At 61.1% G+C, this 19,726-nt stretch carries 24 protein-coding genes; 9 read left to right on the top strand and 15 right to left on the bottom strand.

The features are described from left to right. From VIW95_RS06060 to VIW95_RS06025, 8 genes are all read right to left on the bottom strand, one after another. On the bottom strand, nt 1-489 hold a 489-nt coding region (locus VIW95_RS06060), incomplete at its 3' end, for a squalene/phytoene synthase family protein (protein ID WP_331584532.1). A 4-nt stretch (nt 490-493) separates the two neighbouring features. Continuing rightward, complete coding sequence (locus tag VIW95_RS06055; protein WP_331584531.1) at nt 494-1,663, bottom strand: 1-deoxy-D-xylulose-5-phosphate reductoisomerase; 1,170 nt, start codon at nt 1,661-1,663, stop codon at nt 494-496. A 9-nt stretch (nt 1,664-1,672) separates the two neighbouring features. Further along, nucleotides 1,673-3,631, bottom strand: coding sequence for a squalene--hopene cyclase (shc, locus tag VIW95_RS06050; RefSeq protein WP_331584530.1), 1,959 nt, complete (start codon nt 3,629-3,631; stop codon nt 1,673-1,675). A 10-nt stretch (nt 3,632-3,641) separates the two neighbouring features. Next, nucleotides 3,642-4,709 (bottom strand): alcohol dehydrogenase catalytic domain-containing protein, encoded by a 1,068-nt coding sequence (locus tag VIW95_RS06045; RefSeq protein WP_331584529.1) that lies wholly within the window; start codon nt 4,707-4,709, stop codon nt 3,642-3,644. Then, nucleotides 4,706-5,596 (bottom strand): farnesyl diphosphate synthase, encoded by an 891-nt coding sequence (locus VIW95_RS06040; protein ID WP_331584528.1) that lies wholly within the window; start codon nt 5,594-5,596, stop codon nt 4,706-4,708. Before VIW95_RS06040 ends, VIW95_RS06045 begins: the two co-directional genes overlap by 4 nt. Before the next feature lie 94 nt (nt 5,597-5,690). Next, nucleotides 5,691-6,695: an adenosyl-hopene transferase HpnH gene (gene hpnH, locus VIW95_RS06035; RefSeq protein WP_331584527.1), complete on the bottom strand. Its 1,005-nt coding sequence runs from the start codon at nt 6,693-6,695 to the stop codon at nt 5,691-5,693. 28 nt (nt 6,696-6,723) lie between these two features. Then, a complete protein-coding gene (locus VIW95_RS06030) occupies nt 6,724-7,431 on the bottom strand; it encodes a TetR/AcrR family transcriptional regulator (RefSeq protein ID WP_331584526.1) in 708 nt (235 codons plus the stop codon). A 189-nt stretch (nt 7,432-7,620) separates the two neighbouring features. Continuing rightward, entirely contained in the window at nt 7,621-8,643 is a 1,023-nt protein-coding gene (locus VIW95_RS06025; RefSeq protein WP_331584525.1) for a Gfo/Idh/MocA family oxidoreductase, read from the bottom strand. A 260-nt stretch (nt 8,644-8,903) separates the two neighbouring features. Here VIW95_RS06025 and VIW95_RS06020 point away from each other — a divergent pair, with 260 nt between their 5' ends. From VIW95_RS06020 to VIW95_RS05980, 9 genes are all read left to right on the top strand, one after another. Beyond that, nucleotides 8,904-9,143 (top strand): hypothetical protein, encoded by a 240-nt coding sequence (locus VIW95_RS06020; RefSeq protein WP_331584524.1) that lies wholly within the window; start codon nt 8,904-8,906, stop codon nt 9,141-9,143. Between the two features lie 117 nt (nt 9,144-9,260). Beyond that, nucleotides 9,261-9,998: a helix-turn-helix domain-containing protein gene (locus VIW95_RS06015; protein ID WP_331584523.1), complete on the top strand. Its 738-nt coding sequence runs from the start codon at nt 9,261-9,263 to the stop codon at nt 9,996-9,998. Nucleotides 9,999-10,034: 36 nt separating this feature from the next. After that, the gene (locus tag VIW95_RS06010; protein ID WP_331584522.1) at nt 10,035-11,339 is read left to right on the top strand and encodes an LLM class flavin-dependent oxidoreductase; all 1,305 of its coding nucleotides are present in this window, start codon (nt 10,035-10,037) and stop codon (nt 11,337-11,339) included. After that, complete coding sequence (locus VIW95_RS06005; protein ID WP_331584521.1) at nt 11,336-12,121, top strand: alpha/beta hydrolase; 786 nt, start codon at nt 11,336-11,338, stop codon at nt 12,119-12,121. Before VIW95_RS06010 ends, VIW95_RS06005 begins: the two co-directional genes overlap by 4 nt. Before the next feature lie 101 nt (nt 12,122-12,222). Beyond that, complete coding sequence (locus tag VIW95_RS06000) at nt 12,223-12,645, top strand: hypothetical protein (protein WP_331584520.1); 423 nt, start codon at nt 12,223-12,225, stop codon at nt 12,643-12,645. A gap of 38 nt (nt 12,646-12,683) precedes the next feature. Next, nucleotides 12,684-13,106, top strand: a complete 423-nt coding sequence (locus VIW95_RS05995) for a hypothetical protein (protein WP_331584519.1) — start codon at nt 12,684-12,686, stop codon at nt 13,104-13,106. A gap of 32 nt (nt 13,107-13,138) precedes the next feature. Further along, nucleotides 13,139-14,524 carry a phenylacetate--CoA ligase family protein gene (locus tag VIW95_RS05990; protein ID WP_331584518.1) on the top strand — a complete coding sequence of 462 codons (1,386 nt, stop codon included), beginning with the start codon at nt 13,139-13,141 and terminating at the stop codon, nt 14,522-14,524. 60 nt (nt 14,525-14,584) lie between these two features. After that, nucleotides 14,585-15,196, top strand: coding sequence for a glutathione S-transferase (locus tag VIW95_RS05985; RefSeq protein ID WP_331584517.1), 612 nt, complete (start codon nt 14,585-14,587; stop codon nt 15,194-15,196). Between the two features lie 48 nt (nt 15,197-15,244). Continuing rightward, nucleotides 15,245-15,856 (top strand): glutathione S-transferase family protein, encoded by a 612-nt coding sequence (locus tag VIW95_RS05980; protein WP_331584516.1) that lies wholly within the window; start codon nt 15,245-15,247, stop codon nt 15,854-15,856. Between the two features lie 158 nt (nt 15,857-16,014). Here VIW95_RS05980 and VIW95_RS05975 read toward each other — a convergent pair whose 3' ends face one another. Genes VIW95_RS05975 through cyoE form a run of 7 tightly spaced genes read right to left on the bottom strand, consistent with a single transcriptional unit; the run spans nt 16,015 to nt 19,566 of the window. Beyond that, entirely contained in the window at nt 16,015-16,497 is a 483-nt protein-coding gene (locus VIW95_RS05975; protein WP_331584515.1) for a DUF420 domain-containing protein, read from the bottom strand. A 13-nt stretch (nt 16,498-16,510) separates the two neighbouring features. After that, entirely contained in the window at nt 16,511-16,903 is a 393-nt protein-coding gene (locus tag VIW95_RS05970) for a cytochrome C oxidase subunit IV family protein (protein ID WP_331584513.1), read from the bottom strand. A gap of 14 nt (nt 16,904-16,917) precedes the next feature. Further along, a complete protein-coding gene (locus tag VIW95_RS05965) occupies nt 16,918-17,538 on the bottom strand; it encodes a heme-copper oxidase subunit III (RefSeq protein ID WP_331584512.1) in 621 nt (206 codons plus the stop codon). A gap of 53 nt (nt 17,539-17,591) precedes the next feature. Next, nucleotides 17,592-17,816 carry a hypothetical protein gene (locus VIW95_RS05960; protein ID WP_331584511.1) on the bottom strand — a complete coding sequence of 75 codons (225 nt, stop codon included), beginning with the start codon at nt 17,814-17,816 and terminating at the stop codon, nt 17,592-17,594. A gap of 49 nt (nt 17,817-17,865) precedes the next feature. Beyond that, a complete protein-coding gene (locus tag VIW95_RS05955; protein ID WP_331584510.1) occupies nt 17,866-18,513 on the bottom strand; it encodes a heme-copper oxidase subunit III in 648 nt (215 codons plus the stop codon). A 13-nt stretch (nt 18,514-18,526) separates the two neighbouring features. Continuing rightward, nucleotides 18,527-18,652 (bottom strand): hypothetical protein, encoded by a 126-nt coding sequence (locus tag VIW95_RS05950; RefSeq protein ID WP_331584509.1) that lies wholly within the window; start codon nt 18,650-18,652, stop codon nt 18,527-18,529. An 8-nt stretch (nt 18,653-18,660) separates the two neighbouring features. Further along, nucleotides 18,661-19,566 (bottom strand): heme o synthase, encoded by a 906-nt coding sequence (gene cyoE / locus VIW95_RS05945; RefSeq protein WP_331584508.1) that lies wholly within the window; start codon nt 19,564-19,566, stop codon nt 18,661-18,663. Nucleotides 19,567-19,726 lie beyond the last annotated feature (160 nt).

Raw genomic sequence — 19,726 nt, 5'->3', positions numbered from 1 at the left:
GAGCACCAGTCGCCCGACCGGGTTCGCCGAGTAGCGCGAATAGCCGATCAGATCGTCGAGCGTGTCGAAGCCCTTGAATTCCACGTCGGACCGAAACGCTGTCAGCAAATCCTTGAACGGCTCGCGCGGAATTTCGAAGCGGCGCACCGTATCCGCGAGCGCGATAAACACCGGATGGCGCGGCGTGCCGGCGTACGCCAGGTCCAGCTCGCGCTCCCATTCGTCGAGCATCCCGCGATCGTGATGCTCGTCGGCAAAGTCGTCGGCCATCCGTGCGTACGCGTAAATCGCATACATGTGCGGACGCATCTCGCGCGGCATCAGCCACGAGGCGACGGTGAAATTTTCGTAGTGCGATTTCGCCAGCCGCACGCAGAACTCGTACGCGCTCGCGACGTCGAACGTCCCCGCCGGCATCGACGCATCCGCCACCGCACTCGAGGCGTACGACGCTGCTCCTTCCTGCACGTTGACTCGCGCGATTGCCATCGTCTCAGGCTGCGACCGGCCGGGCTCCGATAAGTTCGCGCGCCGCGGCTCGCGCCCATCCGTCAGTCTCGAGCAAATCCTCGATCGTGCGCGCCGCCAAATTGTGATGCCGATTCATGACCGACTCGATATGGCGCGGGATGTCCATGAAGCGCACGCGCCCCGCCAGGAAGCCCGCGACGAGTTCCTCGTTGGCGGCGTTGAGGCACGCGGTCATCGTGTTGCCCGCCGCGAGCGCGTCGTATGCGAGCCGGAGGCAGGGAAAGCGGCGCAGGTCAGGTTGCTCAAACGTCAACCGCGAATTATCCGCCAGCGACAGCGGCTTCAGATGCGTCATCGGCAGCCGCTCCGGATACGCCAGCGCGTACGCGACCGGAATCGCCATGTCTGGGATCGCCATCTCTGCGATCACCGAGCCGTCGATCATTTCCACCATCGAATGGATCACGCTCTGCGGATGAATCACGACTGAAACTTCGCCGGCCTTGAGATCGAACAGCCAGCGCGCTTCGATCACTTCGAGTCCCTTGTTCATCAGCGTCGCGGAGTCGATCGTAATCTTGCTGCCCATCACCCACGTCGGATGCTTCAGCGCCTGCTCGACGGTGATCGCCTCGAACCTGTCGGCCGGCAGCTCGCGAAACGGCCCACCCGACGCGGTTAAGATAATTCGCTTCAACGATTCGCGTCCGCGTCCTTCAAGGCATTGAAAAACCGCGTTGTGCTCGCTATCCACCGGCAGCAGCCGCACGCGATTCTCGCGCACCGCCGCCGTGATCAGCTCGCCCGCGATGACCAGCACTTCCTTGTTGGCAAACGCGATGTCCTTGCCGGCCTTGATTGCAGCGAGCGTCGGCTGCAATCCCATCGCACCGACCAGCGCCGACATGACGAGCTTCGCCTCGGGGTGCGTCGCCACCGCGATCGCGCCTTCGAGTCCGTGCACGATCGTTACCCGCTCGGCGTCGAGACGGTTCGCCAATTCGCGTGCGAGTTCGGGCGTCGCGACCGAGACCAGCTCAGGATGAAAGCGCTTAACCTGTTCGGTCAGCAAATCGAGATTGCGCCCCGCCGCCATTGCGACGACGCGAAATCGATCGCTGAATCGCCCGACCACATCCAGCGTCGTGACGCCGACCGATCCGGTCGAACCAAGAATTGAAATCGCCTTCATCGCACCCGTTCAGCGCGGCGCCGTCTCCGCCAGCCGCTTGCGAAACCGACCCAAAGCCATCAGCGGAAAGTAATGCGCGTACATGTGGTAGCGAAGATAAAAGTGATTCGGAAATCCGTTGCCGGTCGATTCGCGCTCGTCCCACGCACCTTCATCGTTCTGCCGCTCTGAGAGCCATTGCGCGCCACGAATCGCGTTTTCGCTGATGCTTTCTTCGCCCGCGATCAATCCGATCAGCGCCCACGCTGTTTGCGACGCGGTGCTGGTCCCGCGCCCGTGCCACGCGGGATCTTTGTCCGACAGCGGGCTCTCGCCCCAGCCGCCGTCCGGATTCTGCTTCGACTTGAGCCACGCGACCGCGCGCTTGATATACGGCTCGTTGATATCGACGCCAATCGCGCGCAAACCCGACAGCGCCGAGAAAGTTCCGTAGATGTAGTTGATGCCCCAGCGTCCCCACCATCCGCCCGCCGGCGACTCATTCTTCTTGAGCCATTCGATCGCGCGCTTCGCCACCGGATGCTCGGTGCGATAGCCCACCGCGCCCATCATCTCGAGCACGCGTCCGGTGAGATCGGGGCACGACGGATCCGTCACCGCTTCCACGTCCGCCAGCGGCAGATGATTGAGCCAGGTCGAATTGTTGTCGGTGTCGAACGCCGCGAAGCCGCCGTCCTTCGACTGCATGCCCATCACCCAGTTCGCGCCGGCGCGGATTGCACGCTCCCTGGCCGCAGCATCGTCGGCTGTTGAATCCGCCATCACCGACAATATCACCGCCGAATCGTCCACATCAGGATACCAGTCGTTGTAGAACTCGAACGCCCATCCGCCCGGTTCGAGGTCGGGCCGCTTCACCGACCAGTCGCCCTTTTTGAAAATCTGATGATCGATCAGCCACTGCGAGGTGTGTTTCATCGCCGGATGGTCGCCGGGCAATCCCGAGTCGAGCAGCGCGCGCCCCGCAAGCGCCGTGTCCCAGTTCACCGAAACGCAGGGCATGTACATGTCGTAGTCGCTAAAGCGCCAGATCAGTTCGTGCGACGCCTCGATCGCCCGCTTCAACACCGGATGGTCGTTACGGTAGCCGTTGGCTTTCAGAGCCATCGCGCTCAGCAGGTAGCACGGCTCGATTCCGCCCCACGAGCCGTTGGCCTCCTGATGTTCGAGGAGCCATTCTTCGGTGTGACGCAGTGCGCGAGCGCGCAAAGACTTTATCTTGTGCCGATCGTAAAATCGCAGCGCCTTGTCGGCGAAGTTCAGCGCATTGCGCAGCGACAACAATTTCTTTCCGCGCGGCTGCTTGAACTTCGTAAAATGCGGCGGCTCAATGAACAACTCCAGGACGCCGCGCTGGTAGTCGATCTTTTTTTCGGGCCGCGCCGCCTGCAGCATCATCAGTCCCATCAGCGTTCCACGCGCCCACGAGCCCAGCTCGTAAATGTTGAACGGAAACCAGTTCGGGAAAAGCGAGATCTCGACCGGCAGCGCCGCCGTCGCATCCCAGGTGATCTGTCCCATCGACGCCAGATAAAAGCGCGCCAGTGTCCCGCAATTTACGATGCCACCCTTCGACAGAATCCAGCGACGTGCGGCCGCCATCGGCTCGTCGCCCGCGCGCATGCCGGTAAGCTTCAACGCAAAATAACTTTCGATCGTTGTCGAAAGATATCCCTCGCCACCCTGGTAAAGCGCCCAGCTCCCGTCCGGACTCTGCGTGTCGAGCAGATGCTTCTTCAGCCGCGCCTCGGTCTCGACCTCAACCGTGTCCATGAAGTGATTGAAGATGATGAACTCTGCGTTCATCTCCGCGTTCGCTTCGAGCGGCGCGTGCCAGTAGCCCTCGGGCTTCTGCAGCGCGAGCAGTGCGCGCTGGCAGCGATCGACGGTGTAATCGATCTTCGCGACGAACTCGTCATGCGGCGACATCGCGATCGCGGTATTTCCAATCTCAATAGCCTGACTCATAAGTCACCCTTCAAGGAATCACGGCGCACTTCAGAACTACACCGCGCTCGAGCATCTCGAACACTTCGGCCAAATCGTCCAGCCGCATTCGCGCGTTGACGATCGCGCCCGCATTCAGCGCTCGCCCCGCCAGCAATTCGTAGGCACGCCGCACGTCGCGCGGCCGATAATGAAACGGCGCCATCAACGTCAGATTGTCGTAATGCATGCGGCGCGTATCGAGATTCAGCGCCGTGCCCGCCGGGCATCCGCCGAAAAGAACCACCCGCCCTCCGCGACGTACTCGCGCGAGCGCATCCTGCCAGCCTTCGACTTGCCCCGTGCACTCGATCGCCAAATCGGGCCCGAAGCCGCCGTTGAGCCGCGCGATTTCTGCGGCCGCGTCGACGCTGACTGCATCGACGACCCGGTCCGCGCCCAGCTCCTGCGCCCACTTCAGGCGCTCAATCCCCCGCCCCACGACCACCACCTCGCGCACCCCCGCCGCCTTCAGCACCAGCATGTGCAGCAGGCCGAACGCGCCGCCGCCGATAACTACCACCGTCTCGCTTTTTTCCGGACGCGCCATCTCTTGCGCGTGCACCACGCACGAAAGCGGTTCGAGCAGCGCGGCCTCCTCGAACGGCAGGTCCGCGGGTTTGATAAACGTGTTGCGCGCGACAACGTGCGCCGGCAGCAGCAGCATGTCCGCGTATCCGCCGTGCACCATCCGTCCGACCGCGTCGTCGCAAAGATTTTCCTGCCCATGCTGGCAGTAAAAGCAAATTCCGCACGGCGCAGTCGGCGCCGCCATGATCGCGTCGCCGGCCTTGAACCCCGTCACACCCTCGCCCGCTTCCGCCACCACCCCGGAAAACTCGTGCCCGAACGGCATTGGCAGTTGCCACATCGGATGCCCGCGCCGAAATGTTTTCAGATCGGTGCCACAACTCAGCGCGCACCGAATTTGAATAAGCAACTCGCCCGGCCCCGGACGCGGCGCCACGTAGTCGCGCAACTCGAGGCGTCCCGGCTCTACCAGTATCGCCTGGCGCGAATGCACCTGCGTAATTTTCGCCGACGCTTCAAGCGCGCTCACAGCTTGCGCTCCACGACGAACGTCGCGATATGCCGCAGCGCGTCGGCGCGCTCGCCGAAGCCGTGCAGTGCACGATGCGCTCGCGTTTCCAGCTCGCGCGCCAGATCCATCGAGCGCTCCACTCCGAGTACCGCCGGATATGTCGCCTTGCCGCGCTCACCGTCCTTCTGCGTGCGCTTGCCCATCTGCTCGGGAGTCCCTTGAACGTCAAGCAGGTCATCGACGACCTGGAACGCAAGTCCGAGCGCGCGCGCGTATGCGTCGAGCGACTCGATTTGCGACGCACTCGCGCCGCCCAGACGGGCACCGCCGCGCACCGACGCCAGGAACAGCGCCCCGGTCTTTTTGCCATGCAGCTCCTCGAGCTCCTCGACCGTCTTCGACTTGCCCTCGCCGAGCAGATCGATCACCTGCCCCGCGACCATCCCGCTGGCTCCTGCCGCGGTCGCGAGCTCCGCGATAGTCTCGATCACGAGCGCCGGCGTGGCGCTTCTGGCCGCCGAGAGCGCGAGCACCTTGAATGCGTCCGTCAGCAGCGCGTCGCCCGCCAGCGTCGCGATCGCTTCGCCATAAACCTTGTGATTGGTCGGGCGCCCGCGGCGCAGGTCGTCATCGTCCATGCACGGCAGGTCGTCGTGAATCAGCGAGTAGGTGTGAATCATCTCGACCGCGCACGCGAGTCCCATCGCCGCGTCGACGTTGCCGTCCACCGCCTCGCACGAGGCGAGCACCAGCACCGGTCGCAGCCGCTTGCCGCCCCCGAGCAGCGAGTAGCGCATCGCTTCGTGCAGGCGAGCCGCCGCGCCGGTCGGTTCCTCGACGCTTTGCTTGAGCGCCCGCTCGATCAGTTGCGCGCGCTCCTTCAAATAGCTGTGCAGGTTGAACACGTCTCGTCTCTTGTCCAGATGCGTGACCGGGATTTCCCGCGCGCGAGAAGATTCCCCGCGTCGCGGAGCGTTCACCAGTTAGCTGCGCGATGTACTACGCCACGTAATGCCGGACCATCCGCCAGGAGTCCTTCAGGTTCTTGCCGAACTCGAGCGCCACCGTCCCCTCGAATCCCGAATGCAGCTTGCAGTCCCGGCAGCGGAAATCCTGCTTGGTACGATAGTATTCCCAATCAGTAGCCGCATGCATCTCGTCCAGCGTCTTGTAGTGCCCGTTCGTGATCAGGTAGCACGGCCCCTTCCACCCCTGCGGATTGCGCGTGACCGTCGTCCACGGACTGCACTGCATATCGCGTTTGCCGACCAGGTAGTCGAGGTAAATCGGCGTGTTGATAATCTTGTAGTCGTTCGCCATGTCGCGAACCTTGAAGAACTTCGCCGGCATCTCTTCCTTCTTGAGATACTCGTCGTCGTTCTGCAGCACCTGGTAGTGATAGCCCGGACTGAGCAGCATCCCATCGACGCCGAGGCTCGTCAGGTACTTGACCATGTCCTCGAGCTCCTGCCCGCTGGTCTCGCGGAACACCGTCGTGTTGGTCTGCACCCGGTAGCCCTTCTCCTTCAGCATCTTGATCATCTTCACGACGATGTCGAAATGCCCCACCCGGTCCGTCACGCGATCGTTGGTCTCGCGCATCCCGTCCAAATGCAGGTTGAAGCTGAGATACGGACTCGGCGGCACCTGCTTGACGAAGCGCTCGAGCAGGATCGCGTTGGTGCAGATCATCACGTGACGCTTCTGATCCTCGATCAGCCCGCGCGTCAGCGCCGCGATATGCTTGTACATCAGCGGCTCGCCGCCGCAGATCGACACGATCGGCGCGCCGGCTTCTTCGGCCGAATGCAGAGCTTCGTCCAGCGGCATCATGTCGCGAATCGTGTCCTTGTACTCGACAATTCGCCCGCATCCGATGCACGCGAGGTTGCACGCATGCAGCGGTTCAAGCATCAGCACCAGCGGAAAATATTTTTCGCCCGCTTTTTTCTTGGCGCGCATGTAACGGCCGAGATCGATCATCTGTCTTAAGGGAATACGCATAGCGCTCCTGGATGAAGTTGAAGAATGTTTAGGCGGACGGCGCGCCGCCCTCCGATGAAGATGTCCCCGACGGACCGAACAGCCACTCGCCCACCATCGCCACCGCCCCCTCGGGGTCGACCGCATTTGTGCCCATAAACAAATATTCGATCAGCAATCCGTTCAGTGCCGACAACAGGAACGCCGCCGCCGATTCCGGCGCCGTCCGCCGCGTGCAGATTCCCTTCCGCTGCGCGCCCCCGATCAATTCGACCAGCATCGCGCGATATCCGCCGTAGAGCTTCAGCACCTGCTCGTTGAGACTCTCCGACAGCCGCTCGTCGTGGAGCATCTGCGCCAGGAAAAATCGCACCGAGCTCGCGTTGTCGCGCACGAATGACAGGTACGACTCGACCAGCTTCTCGATTTGCGCGCGCTCGTCCATCACCGCCGCTTCTTCAGCGAAATCGATAAAGTATGGCTCGAGCAGACGGTTAAGCACCGCGACGAACAGCTCTTCCTTGGTCTTGAAATGCCAGAAAATCAGCGCCTTGCTGACGCGCGCCTCCCGCGCCACTTCCGACATCGACGTCTCATGGAAGCCGCGATTGGCAAACAGTTGCATCGCCGCCTTCAGGATCTCGTCGCGCGAGTCCTGCGACGCGGTGCGCGGCTCCGCGATGCCCACTTTTATCTGCGATACGCCCATATCCCGGCCCTGAACCCCCGCCTTACTCCTGTCGTCGCCCGTAGCCACAAAAATCCGTCCAATACCCGCTAATTCAAGCCGCCGTAATCTATGCGTCTCGAAACTGCGGCTAACCATTCGGTCAATGGCAACTTTACCGTCACACTCTCGAAAGTCAAGAGCGACAGTCCGAGCGGTCAGGCGGTCAGCGCGATCAAAAACGATTGACAGCCGCGATTTCGAGCTAACTAGCTGCTTTCAAGGGAGATCTATCTCGATGCCTTTGTTGATTGACGATTTTCGCGCCGCGTCGATTAGCATCAGTGCAACACGCGCTTCAGCCAGATTGCGCTTTGCGACGGGAGATTCGGTTCCTTCGGTGACCGCTCGCTCGAACTCCTGCGCCACTCCACCGAACCACGCCGAATGGTACGAATCGTCGCCCATGTCCGCGACGGTCAGGTCTTCAACCTTCCCCGCTCGATCCGTAAGCAGCACCCTATTCCCTTCAATCTCGAGACTCGCGCGCTCTCCATATATAAGTGCCGACGTTCTGCGCACAGGCGCGCGCCATGAAAGATGTGCCCGGGAGAACGATCCGCTCCCGAATCTGATTCGCACATCGGCAACGTCATCGACGTCCAGCCCCTCGAGCCGCGCCGAAACAGATACCGGCCGATCGCCTCCGAGCAGCCAGTACATAAGGTAGAAGACGTGCCACCCATGATCGATTAAAATCCCGCCGCCCGACGACGCCGACGTCCGCCACTTCCCGCCACTGCCACCCGCGCCGGCCGGCTCAGTCCTCAGCCTATCGATCGACATAAAGCGAATCGCGCCGAGCCTGCCGGCTTCGATCGCTTTGCGCGCAACCGCATACGCCGGCGCGTATTTCCAATTATGCACGCACATCAAAATCCTGCTCTTCTCCGCGGCGATCGCAGCGAGCTCGTCGAACTCGCCGGGCGTCAGCGCGAGCGGCTTCTCGACCAGTACGTGCACGCCCGCTAAAAGCGCTGTGCGGGCGGCCTCATGATGCAACCCGGGAGGACTCGCGACATCGACAAAGTCAGGAGCCTCGCCGTCGAGCATCAGCTCCAGGTCGTCATACACGCGAACGTTTTTGATCAGGCGGATAGCCTCATGCCGCCGCTCCGAAATCGGATCGTGAATCGCGCCGATAGCGACGCCCTCGCGCGTACGCCATCCCGCCAGATGCGCGCGTGCGGCAACCTCGCCAAATCCCGAAATCGCCCCGCGCAATTTTGATTTGATTGCCATCGCGCCGCTAAGTCTCAGCTAAACCGATCGGGCGAGCAACCGCCATTTTTACCTCTCCCGTCGGGAGAGGTCGCGCCTCCGGCGCGGGTGAGGGCGCCCGCCTTCAGCTCAATACCGCAGGCGCAAATCTGCACCGCAGTCGAAACGCGGCATCAGCGACAACACTTTTCGACTGACTTACCGACAAATCCACATGAATCCTCTATGGCACCGCTCTTGCTCTGCACAACGAGGGAGCATCAAAAGGAGGACAGGCAAAAATGTTCGAATGGATACTAGTCGGACTTATCTCGGGATGGCTGGCGGGAAAAATTCTCAACGGCAACGGCTACGGCATGATGTGCGACATCGGCCTGGGCCTGTTGGGCGGCATTATCGGCGGGATGATCTTCGAGGTCTTGGGCGTGCGCGCGCACAACTTCGTCGGCTCCATCCTGATGTCCACGTCAGGCGCCACCGCGCTGGTAATCGCGACGAGAATCATCCGCGACGAAATCTGAACGTCGCCCGTATGACACAGAGATCTCCGCGTTTGACAGTTCGCGCCGATCGCGCTATGAGCTGGAGTTCAGAATATGAATCTCCATTCATTGCGGCGGACCTTTCGGGCGAACTAGATGAGCGTTCAGGAACGGCATCGGCGCGAACGTCATGCGCGCGGGCAGGCTATCCTCACCGCCGCCGCCAAGGTCTTCGCCAGGCACGGACTTGACGGCGCGACTATCGAGATGGTCGCGCGCGAGGCCGAAGTCGCCGTCGGCACCATCTATCTCTACTACTCTTCGCGCGACGATCTTTACCTGAATCTGATCGCCGACCGCGCCGAACACCTGCGCGCGCGCTATCTAGATATTTTCGCGCGCCGGCTCGAGCCGCTCGCCGAGCTCAAAGCGATCGCCTCCGCCTATCTGGACCATCTGCTCGAATCGCGCGAGATCTCCTTGTCGCAGCATTCGATTGTTTTTTCGCAGCTTCACAAACGCCTCAAGCGGCAATCCGAGTTGCGCAATTTTCAGCGCGTGATGGATTTGAGCCACGAGATTTTCGGACTGTGGGAAGGGACCATCGGGCGCGCGTTCGAAGGCGGCGTGATTGCCAATTCGATGGGCCCGCGCAAGACCGCCGCGGTAGTGTGGGCGAGCATGAACGGCGCCTTCATGCTGATGGGCGACGGCAATTTCTTCCGCGATGTCACCGGGCTCAACCCCGAGCATTTTGTCGACGAGGCGCTCGAGTCGCATCTCGCCGCCTCGCAACTGACTGTGCATAGAAATGGAAAGCGCCGAACGGAACTTTCCCGAAAAAGCAAACGCTCAGACTCGCAAGAGGCCGCCGTCCAGCCACTCGCGCAATAGCGACGTGCCTCGGATGAGCGCAAAGGAGAATCGCCTATGAAATTTACCTGGTTCCATCTGATGCCCTATCGGTTCCTGCCCGAGGACTTCAAGGAGAAGTATCGCAGCGTATGGGTCGACATCCCGCGCGACTTGTACGATCCAAAAGTCGGGCATCGCCTCTACAACGACTATCTCGATCAGCTCGAGTACGCCGACTCGATGGGCTTCGACGGGCTGGGCGTCAACGAGCATCATCAGAATGCCTACGGCCTGATGCCGTCGCCGAATATCATGGCAGCCGCCCTCACGCGCCGCACGCGCAACGCCAACCTGGTCGTGCTAGGCAACTCGATCGCGCTATACAATCCGCCGATTCGCGTCGCCGAGGAATTCGCGATGCTCGACGTCATCTCGGGCGGCCGTCTGATTGCGGGCTTTCCGGTCGGCACCTCGATGGATACCAACTTCTGCTACGGCGAAGTTCCCGCGACGATTCGCGAGAAGTACTACGAGGCTCACGATCTGATCACCAAGGCGTGGGCGGCCAAGGACGTCTTCTCGTTCAACGGCAAATACACCAAGCTGCGTTACGTGAACCTGTGGCCAAAGCCGCTCCAGCAGCCGCGTCCGCCCATCTGGATTCCCGGCGGCGGCTCGGTCGAGACCTACGACTTCTGCGCCGACCACGATTACCAGTACAGCTTCCTTTCCTACTTCGGATATATCGCGGGCAAGAAGGTTGCCGACGGTTATTGGGACGTGATGGCGAAGAAAGGCAAGGAGCTGAATCCCTACAGCCTCGGCTTCGCGCAGGTCGTCGCCGTTGCCGAGACCGACGAGCAGGCGGAGAAGGACTACGCCGCGCACATGGACTACTTCTACAATCGATGCCTGCACGTCTATAACGGCTTCGCCGACGCGCCGGGCTATCGCACGGTGAAGACCATCAAGGCCGGCGTGCTCGGTCAGGTCGGCGACCAGGCGGCGCTGCGTCGCGAAGGCCTCAAGTGGAAGGACTTCATCGATCAGGGCTACGTGATCGCGGGCTCGCCCAAGACCGTGCGCGAGCGTCTGCGCGAGGCGATGAAGTCGCTCAACTGCGGGCATCTGATGATCCTGCAGCAGATCGGCTCGATGCCGCCGGAACTCGTGCGCAAGAGCACCAGCCTCTTCGCGACCGAGGTCATGCCGCACATGCGCGACCTGTGGAGCAACTTCGAGGATCGATGGTCGCCCAAGCGTGACCTGCCGCAAGCGGACTTCGCGATGCCGGCGCCCGTCCATTTCCAGAAGACCGAAGTTAACGGCAAGGTGCGTGCGAGCGCGTCGGCCTCGGCGGAGGTCCGGAGCGCGAAATGAATACGACTCAGAAACTTCTAAACGGAAAATTCTCGCTCGAGATGCAGACCTACGGCAGCAGCGGTGAGCCGCTGTTGTTCATCCACGGCGCAGGCGGCCTGATGCCGGTCGAGCCGTTTCTCGAGGGGCTCGGCAAGACGTTCAAAGTCTATGCGCCGCAATTCCCCGGTTACGCCGAATCGACCGGCAACGAGCATATCGACGACATCGCCGACGCCGTCCTGTTCTTCCACCAGCTGATGGACGAACTCGGAATCCCGACCGCCAACATCGTCGGCCATTCGATGGGTGGGATGCTCGCGGCTGAGGTCGCGGCCTTCGACGTGCATCGCGCAAAGAAGCTCGTGCTGATATCGCCGGCTGGTTTCTGGATCGACGAGACGCCGATTCCCGATCTGTTCGCCGCGCAACTGGACGAGGTAGCCGGACTCCTGTTCCACGATCCCAAGTCTCCCGCCGCGCAGATGATGACGGCGATACCGTCGGACTTTAAAGCGCTCGAGACGATGTACGTCGAGCGCGTCAAGCGCTTTGCGACGGCCAGCAAATTCCTGTGGCCGATTCCCGACCGCGGCCTCAAGAAGCGCGCCTATCGGATCCAGGCGCCGACGCTTCTCTTGTGGGGCGACGACGACAAGCTGATCCCGCCGGTCTATGCGAAGGAGTTCACGAGCCGAATCAAGAACTGCAAGCTCGAGCTGATCAAGAACGCCGGCCACATGGTGATGTACGAGCAGCAGGAAGCGCTGGTCAGCGCCATCCGAAAATTCCTGAAGAGCTAAGCGATACCTCAACCGATCGAACAACGGCCGGAGCATCGACGCTCCGGCCGTTGCTTTTTCGCGGCTTGAATCTGAATGCGTACGCGATTAGTTTCCGGCGCATGGCAAACGAAAATGCGCGCCCGCAGCGTGGAACGTTCCTCACCGTGATGACGGTGCTGTTCGTGCTGCTCGCGATTTCCGATTTCGCCAAGCCGATCCAGTTCGGACACCCTAACGCGGCTGCCGGAATTGTGGAATTCGGGCGTAAGTTCCATGGTGTCATGCCGAATCTCATTCTCGGCACCCTCTTCGGAATCCTGTTTCTGGTCTATGCGTACGGATTGTGGAACCTGCGATCGTGGGTGCTCCCGATAGCGATCGGATACGCGTTCTACGTTCCCTACAATGTAGTGCTCTTCACGTATCGGGAGCCGCCCGTCATCCGCTCAATTCCGTTTATCGTGATCTGGCTGGCGGTCGCTTTGACCGGGTCGATCGGCACCGCGATCTATGTCGCATACAATCATCAGACTCTCAGATGAAGCTTGAATCTGGCTGTGGCCGCAACTAGATTCCGCGCATGCCAAACGAAAACTCTGGCGCGTCGCGTGGATGGTTCCTCACCGTAATGACGGTGCTGTTCCTGTTGCTCGCGCTCTCCGACTTCACCAAGGCGCTCCAATTTCTGGGCAATCCTGCGGTCGGCGGCATCGTAGTCTTCGGGCACAAATTCCACGGCGTCGCGCACAACCTCATCCTCGGACCAATCTTCGGAATCGTGTTTCTGATCTACGCCTACGGCATCTGGAAACTGCGCGCGTGGATACTTCCGCTGGCCTTCGTCTATGCGTTCTACGTCCCCTACAACCTGGTGCTGTTCTGGTACACGCAAGCACCGGGGCCGCGCCCAATCCCCTTCATCGTCGTCTATCTCGCAATCGCGCTGACCGGCTCGATCGGTACCGCAATTTACCTCGCCTACCATCGCGAGCGTCTAAGCTGAAGAAACTCAACTCGCGAGATCGATGGATCGCCGTGCTCGAGAGATTCGCGCGCGCGATGCGCGAGCCGGCGACGAAGCGTCATTGGGCGCCGCAGTTCGAATGCGCGTCACGCGAGCGTATTCGCGATATCCAGCATGAAAAGCTCGCCGCGATGCTCCCGTACCTCTACGAGCACAGCGCGTTCTATCGCGCCAAGTTCAAAGCCGCGAAACTCAAGCCGGCCGACATCAAAACGCTCGCCGATCTCCCGAAATTCCCCGTGACGACCAAGGACGAGATGGCGCGCGACGTCGCGGCGAATCGGCCGTGGGGAACTTACACGCCGATCGACGATAAGACCTGGCGCCGGCGCGGGTGGATAATTTTTTCGACTTCGGGCACGACTGCGACGCCGCGATCGTTCCGCTACACAGCGCTCGACGCCGAGTTGTGGGCGACGACTAGCGCGCGCGCCTTGTACGCGATGGGCGTGCGCGCGGGCGACAGCGCGCTGACCTGCACCAACTACAATCCGCACGTCTTCTTCTGGTCGATCCATCACGCGTTCAACCTGATGAACGTCGCGGTCGTGCCCGGCGGCGTGCCGACCGAGCGCCGCCTGCAAATGCTCGACCTCTACCGGCCCACGATCCTGGTCGCGACTCCCTCGTATTCGCTTCATCTCGCGGGCGCGATGCGCGAGGTCGGCGCCGATCCCGCTGCCAACTCGATCAAGAAAGTGATTTGCGGCGGCGAGCCGGCCTCCGGGATCGCATCGACGCGCCGACGAATCGAGGAGACCTGGAACGCTGAGCTGCACGACATTTACGGATGCACCGAAGCGGTCCCCGCCGGATGGGCATTCACCTGTCGCGAAGGACTCAAGCGCGATCCGGTGGCGACTCATGTGCAGGAAGATCTCCAGATCTGGGAGCTCGTCGATCCCGACACATTCGAGCCCGTGTCGCCGGGCGAACGCGGACTGACCGTGGTGACCAATTTGAACTCGGAAGGATCGCCACAACTACGATTTCTGGTTGGCGACTTCGCTACATTCGACTACGGCAAATGCGTATGCGGCCGAACTTTTGCGCGCGCACACGGCGGATTCAACGGGCGCGCTGACGATATGCTTAACATTCGCGGACTGAAGCTCTTTCCGAGCGTGGTCGAGGGAATCGTGCGCGGCTTCGACACGCTTGGCAACGAGTTTCAGATCGTGCTCGAAACCGAAGGAGTGATGGACGCTTTCACGATCGTCGTAGAAACTTCCGCGCCGATCGACGACACGTATGCGCGCGAACTGCGCGCGCGACTCGAAGCGGAAGTCATTCGCCAATGCGAACTGCGGCCGCGAATCCAGATCGCTGCACCGGGCACCCTGCCCCGCACCGAGTTCAAGGCGCGGCGCGTGATCGACCGGCGGCGCACGCTGTAGTTGCAGTGGTCGAATTCAAGGTTGACGCAAACGTGCGTCTGGTTTTAGATTGCAACCATTATGAAGATTTACGACTTTGCTTTCGCCCCGAATCCTAGACGGCTCAGAATTTTCGTCGCGGAAAAGGGTCTCAAGATTCCAATGGAGCAGGTTGACCTCGCGACCGGCAAGAACCGCACGCCGGAGATGCTCGCAAAGAATCCCGCCGGCGGGCTGCCGTTCGTCGAGCTCGACGACGGCACCCATCTCGCCGAGTCGGTCGCCATCTGCCGCTACCTCGAAGGGTTGCATCCGGAACCCAACCTGATGGGCAAGGATAGCCGCGAGCAATCGTTTATCGAGATGTGGAACCGGCGGGTGGAGTTGAACTTGTTCGCCGCGGCCGCGCGAGCGTTCCAGCATACGAACGAGCTTTTCAAAGCGCGCATCAAACAATTCCCGGAATACGGCGCGACCCAGCGCGAGACCGTGGCAAATCAGTTCAAATGGCTCGACGCGCAGATCGGCAACAAGCCGTTTATCGCGGGCGATCGGTTCACGATCGCGGACATCACCGCCGAGGTTGCCGTCGATTTTGCCGTGCAAGCGGCGGGCGTCCCGATGGATCCTGCGCTCAGAAATCTTGCACGATGGAACCAGTCGGTATCGAGTCGCCCCAGCGCAAAAGCTTGAGGCACGCGGGTTGACGGCTGCGTCGGACAGTTTTAAATTGCAACCACTATGAAAATATACGATTTCACTGGAGCTCCGAATCCACGACGCGTGCGCGTCTTCCTCGCGGAAAAAGGCATCAACAACGTTCCCTTCGAGCAGGTCAACATCGCGACGGCCGACAATCGCAAGCCCGAATTCCTGAAGATCAATCCGATGGGCGGGATACCGGTGCTCGAACTCGACGACGGCACTCATATCGCGGAGTCGGTTGCGATTTGCCGCTACTTCGAGGACCTCAAGCCGGAGCCGCCCCTGATGGGCGTCGATGCGAAAGACAAGGGCGTCGTCGAGATGTGGAACCGCCGGATGGAGTTCGAAGTGTTAGGGATGGCGGCGGGCTCATTCCGCAACACCAGCGATTTCTTCAAAGGGCGAATCCCGCAAGTGAAGGAATACGGCGAGGTTTGCAAGAGTGCCGCAATCAAACGCCTGGAATGGCTCGACACGGTGCTGGCCGATCGCGAATTTATCGCAGGCCCGCGCTACACGATTGCGGATATCACAGCGCTGATCGGAATCGATTTCGGGCGCACGACCCAAATCAGAATCCAGGAGAATCAGAAGAACCTCGCGCGATGGCATAAGGCGGTATCGAGCCGTCCCAGCGCAAAAGCGTAAAGCGGTTCTTCCCCTCTCCCTGTAAGGGAGAGGATCGAAGGTGAGTGTCCCTATACAGCGCACTCTTTTGCGCGCGTTTCAGGATTCTGGTGCTGCTCCGAATGCGCACGAATACCGCGCGCCGTACCTTCTGTTCCCCTCTCCAAAAGGGAGAGGGGTCAGGGGAGAGGTCCCCGCAAAGCGGACTGCGCGAACGCCGTCGCCGGCAGCGGATAAATCGGCGTGTACATCTGGTAGAGCATCAGGTAAACGATCACTCCCGTTACCGAGACGTACATCCACAGTGGCCAGGTCCATCGCGCGATTCGGCGATGGCGATGGAAGTTACCGCGGAGCGCGAACCAAATCGTCGTCAGCGCGAGCGGCACGATCACGCCGGCCAGAACTACGTGTGGAATCAGAATCGCGAAGTACAACGATCTGACCCATCCGGCGCCGCTGAAGCGCACGTTGCCGACGTTGTAGTGATAGACCAGGTATGACGTCAGGAAGACCGCGGAAACTCCCATCGCGCTGACCATGCATGCGCGATGCGCTCGCACCCGGCCGTTCCTGATAAAAATGAATCCCGCCAGCAGCAGGACCGTGGCGCATCCGTTGAGGAAGGCGTTGAGGGGCGCGAGCGAATGGTACGAATCCAATCAGGTTGCCATGCTACGGCGTTTGCATCGGAGGCGGCGCGACCGGATTCGCACCCATCTCGGCGGGATTCGTCACCGGCCGGGGATGGTCGTACCTGGTCCACATCCGGGTCGTCAGATCGGGCAGCAGCATGAAGCACAGAAACGTGACGAGAATCACCGGGATTATCGCGATGATCGCGAGCGCCTTTCGCTCCATCGCAAGATGCATGAAGTACATCGCGACCAGCACGGCCTTCGCCCACGCCAGCGCGACCAGCAGACCGACCTTGGCGACTTGCGGAAGACCAATCGCATACACGCCCAGCTCGATCGCGGTCAACACTGACAGATAGATAAAAACCGCAATGTAATTCGGCCCGCTATGTTCGGCCTCGTGTCCTGAAATCGCAGCTTGCGTCGTCATGGTTTAAATTTTCCCTAAATCAAATAGATGAACGTGAAGATCAGGATCCAGACCAGGTCGACGAAGTGCCAGTACAGTCCCGCGACCTCGACCAGGTGCGCTTTGGCCGGCGTCAGCTTGCCGGTCATCCCGCGAATCAGCAACACGCTGTTGTATACGACGCCGCCGAAGACGTGACAGCCGTGGAAGCCGGTGAGAATGAAAAAGGTCGCGTCGAACAGATCGACTTTGATCGACATCCCTTTTTCGCCGAGCAGGTGATGCCACTCGAAGGCTTGCATCCCGAGGAACACGAGGCCGCCGAGAACGGTCAGCGCCATGAAGTTCCGATACCGCGCCATCCTGCTGGTCTGGATCGAGCCGAGCGCCTCGACCATCGTGACGCTCGAACAGATCAAGATGAAGGTCATGACCGCCGTGGTGGTGATACCCAAGAAGTCGGCGGGCGTCGGCCAGTTGGGATTGTGGATGCGAAGGGCGCCGTAGGCGGCTATGGCGGCGCCGAATGTCATCGCGTCGCCGGCCAGGAACGTCCACATCCCGAGCTTGCCGAGGTTTCCCGGCGTAAGCGACGGCTCCAACTGATCGTGCACTACTCCGTGCTCGTGTGTATCTACTGCGGCGGCCTCGCTCATCGCGACAATCCTCTTTTGAGCAAATGGTTATAGTCAGTGTTCATTTGAATTGACTACTTGGTCGTGGAATTTTGATCCTTGCGGTGCGACCGACGATAGACCAAATAAGTAATCCCGCCGATCGCGGCAAACGAAGCGTACGGCGACACCAACATGAACAGCACGCTGGTTTTGTACGCATGCAGCGCTTGATCGCCGTCTGCTAGTCCGCAGGTTGCGCAGGCGTTTGCCAGCCGCGGAGCCGCCGCGAGGATCGCGCTCGCGATCATTGTCGTCACAGCCTTCAACCTTGCACCTTTTGTCATCACGTTCACTCCGCACGCCAGACTACATTAGATATACCAGCCCAAACAGGAGCGGCCAGACTGCGCAGACGAAATACCAGTACACGGCGCATAGCTCAATCGCGTGGGCGTTGCGCGCGTTGTACCTGCCGCTCATCGCAAACCACACCACGCATGCGAGCCAGATGACGCCGGCGGTCACGTGCGCGCCGTGGCATCCGATCAGCAAATAGAAAGTGCCGCCATACATGCCGCTGGACAGCTTGAGTCCGTGCGCGACCAGCCGCACCCATTCGCTGCCCTGCACCGTGAGAAACGTCACGCCGAGCGCGAGCGTCGCGAGCAGATAGCGACGGGTCAGGCGCTGGCGGCTGCGATGTACCGCGCGTAGTGCCAGCGTCATGGTAATCGCGCTCGACAGCAGCACGAAAGTGTTCACCCAGGTGACCGCAATCGGCAGGCGCGGCATGGAAGGCGGCGGCCAGAAGGCCGCGGACATGCGATAGACCAGGAAGGTACCGATGAGACCGCTGAACAGCATCATCTCGGACGCGATAACCATCATGACCGCGAGCATCGCGCTACTGATGAATGGACGCTCGACCTGATCGCCGCCCGCACCCGAGTCGGACGTTCGGCCGCGGCGAACTGGCGCCACCAACGGGCGAACTTTCACGGTCGACGCTGTCATGCCAAGGGCCATATCAATGATGCTTCACTATGATGGTCACGACTGAGATCGTGATGAGCAGGACCATGACGCCGATTAGTATCTTCAGCGTCCGCCAGTTTTCCTCTTTGCGCTCTTCGCGCGTAACCAGGCTACTCATTCCATTACTCACACGCGATCCAGCACGAGTACTAACAATACGATCGGCAAATATACCAATGACGCGAGCAACAACCGCCGCGCCGCTTTCGAATTGCCAGGCGCGCGCACCATCGCAACGCCAAATGCCAACATCCAGATGCCAAGTGCAACGGCGATTACCATGTACGGAATTCCCGCGAAGCCAAGCATGGTCGGGATGACGCCCACCGCGATGAGGCCAAGGCTCCCCGCTATCACGATTGGATTCGACGCATTTCCGCCGCGCGCATTGTCCTGCGGAAGCAGATGGATGCCTGCGCGCGCATAGTCGGTGCGGTAGAGCCGCGCGACGGCGAACGTATGCGGCAACTGCCACAGGAACATGATCGCGAACAGCATTATCGGTTCCCAGCTGAGGCCGCCGCGCGCCGCGGCCCATCCTGCGACGGGCGGGAGCGCGCCGGGAATCGCGCCGATGATGTTGCACATCCAGGTGTAGCGCTTCAGCGGTGTATACGCACCGAGATAAACGATCGCGATCGCGACGGTCACCGTGGCGCAAAGGAAGTTGGTAGCAAGCAGCAGGTAAACGAGCCCAGCGGCCGTCGCGATAACGCCGAACACCAGCGCCTCGGCCGGCCGCATCCTCAGGTCGGGCAGCGGACGATGGCGCGTGCGATCCATCATCGCGTCGGTATCGCGCTCGACGTACTGATTGAGCGCGAGCGTACCGCCCGCAGCGAGCGCCGTGCCAGCCAGCAGATTCAGCGCGAGTGTAACGTCGAATCCCGAGCGTCCGCCGAGGTAGAAACCAGCGAGCGTCGTGACCAGCACCATCAGCACAACGCGCGGCTTGGTCAGCTCGAAGTAGTCGCTCACACTGCCGCGCGGCAGCGTCAGCGCGGATTCGGCGGTTGCCAGTTTGGCGCTCACGCGGTCACCTGCCATTCAACTACGTGCGCGCTCGCTCGCGACTCGATCGCATGCGCGCGATTCGGCACGCCGAGAATGCGATACGCTCGAAGCGTCAGCGTCAAGCTTGTCGCCAGCACCGCGGCGCCAACCGCGACGTGGCTGGTCGTCGGAATGACCG

This window comes from Binatus sp. (SeqCode) (genome assembly GCF_036522015.1).
Classification (GTDB): Bacteria; Desulfobacterota; Binatia; order Binatales; family Binataceae; genus Binatus.
Note: the sequence above shows the minus strand (reverse complement) of the source record. Positions and strands in the feature narration are given on the sequence as shown.

Excerpts from the sequence above, each read along its gene's own strand:
- VIW95_RS06015 (WP_331584523.1), top strand. The coding sequence starts at position 9,261 with ATGAGCGTTCAGGAACGGCATCGGCGCGAACGTCATGCGCGCGGGCAG.
- VIW95_RS05985 (WP_331584517.1), top strand. The coding sequence starts at position 14,585 with ATGAAGATTTACGACTTTGCTTTCGCCCCGAATCCTAGACGGCTCAGA.
- VIW95_RS05970 (WP_331584513.1), bottom strand. The coding sequence starts at position 16,903 with ATGACGACGCAAGCTGCGATTTCAGGACACGAGGCCGAACATAGCGGG.
- shc (WP_331584530.1), bottom strand. The coding sequence starts at position 3,631 with ATGAGTCAGGCTATTGAGATTGGAAATACCGCGATCGCGATGTCGCCG.
- VIW95_RS06000 (WP_331584520.1), top strand. The coding sequence starts at position 12,223 with ATGGCAAACGAAAATGCGCGCCCGCAGCGTGGAACGTTCCTCACCGTG.
- VIW95_RS06005 (WP_331584521.1), top strand. The coding sequence starts at position 11,336 with ATGAATACGACTCAGAAACTTCTAAACGGAAAATTCTCGCTCGAGATG.
- VIW95_RS05955 (WP_331584510.1), bottom strand. The coding sequence starts at position 18,513 with ATGACAGCGTCGACCGTGAAAGTTCGCCCGTTGGTGGCGCCAGTTCGC.
- VIW95_RS05965 (WP_331584512.1), bottom strand. The coding sequence starts at position 17,538 with ATGAGCGAGGCCGCCGCAGTAGATACACACGAGCACGGAGTAGTGCAC.
- VIW95_RS05995 (WP_331584519.1), top strand. The coding sequence starts at position 12,684 with ATGCCAAACGAAAACTCTGGCGCGTCGCGTGGATGGTTCCTCACCGTA.
- VIW95_RS06055 (WP_331584531.1), bottom strand. The coding sequence starts at position 1,663 with ATGAAGGCGATTTCAATTCTTGGTTCGACCGGATCGGTCGGCGTCACG.
- VIW95_RS06020 (WP_331584524.1), top strand. The coding sequence starts at position 8,904 with ATGTTCGAATGGATACTAGTCGGACTTATCTCGGGATGGCTGGCGGGA.
- VIW95_RS05950 (WP_331584509.1), bottom strand. The coding sequence starts at position 18,652 with ATGAGTAGCCTGGTTACGCGCGAAGAGCGCAAAGAGGAAAACTGGCGG.
- VIW95_RS06025 (WP_331584525.1), bottom strand. The coding sequence starts at position 8,643 with ATGGCAATCAAATCAAAATTGCGCGGGGCGATTTCGGGATTTGGCGAG.
- hpnH (WP_331584527.1), bottom strand. The coding sequence starts at position 6,695 with ATGCGTATTCCCTTAAGACAGATGATCGATCTCGGCCGTTACATGCGC.
- VIW95_RS06010 (WP_331584522.1), top strand. The coding sequence starts at position 10,035 with ATGAAATTTACCTGGTTCCATCTGATGCCCTATCGGTTCCTGCCCGAG.
- VIW95_RS05980 (WP_331584516.1), top strand. The coding sequence starts at position 15,245 with ATGAAAATATACGATTTCACTGGAGCTCCGAATCCACGACGCGTGCGC.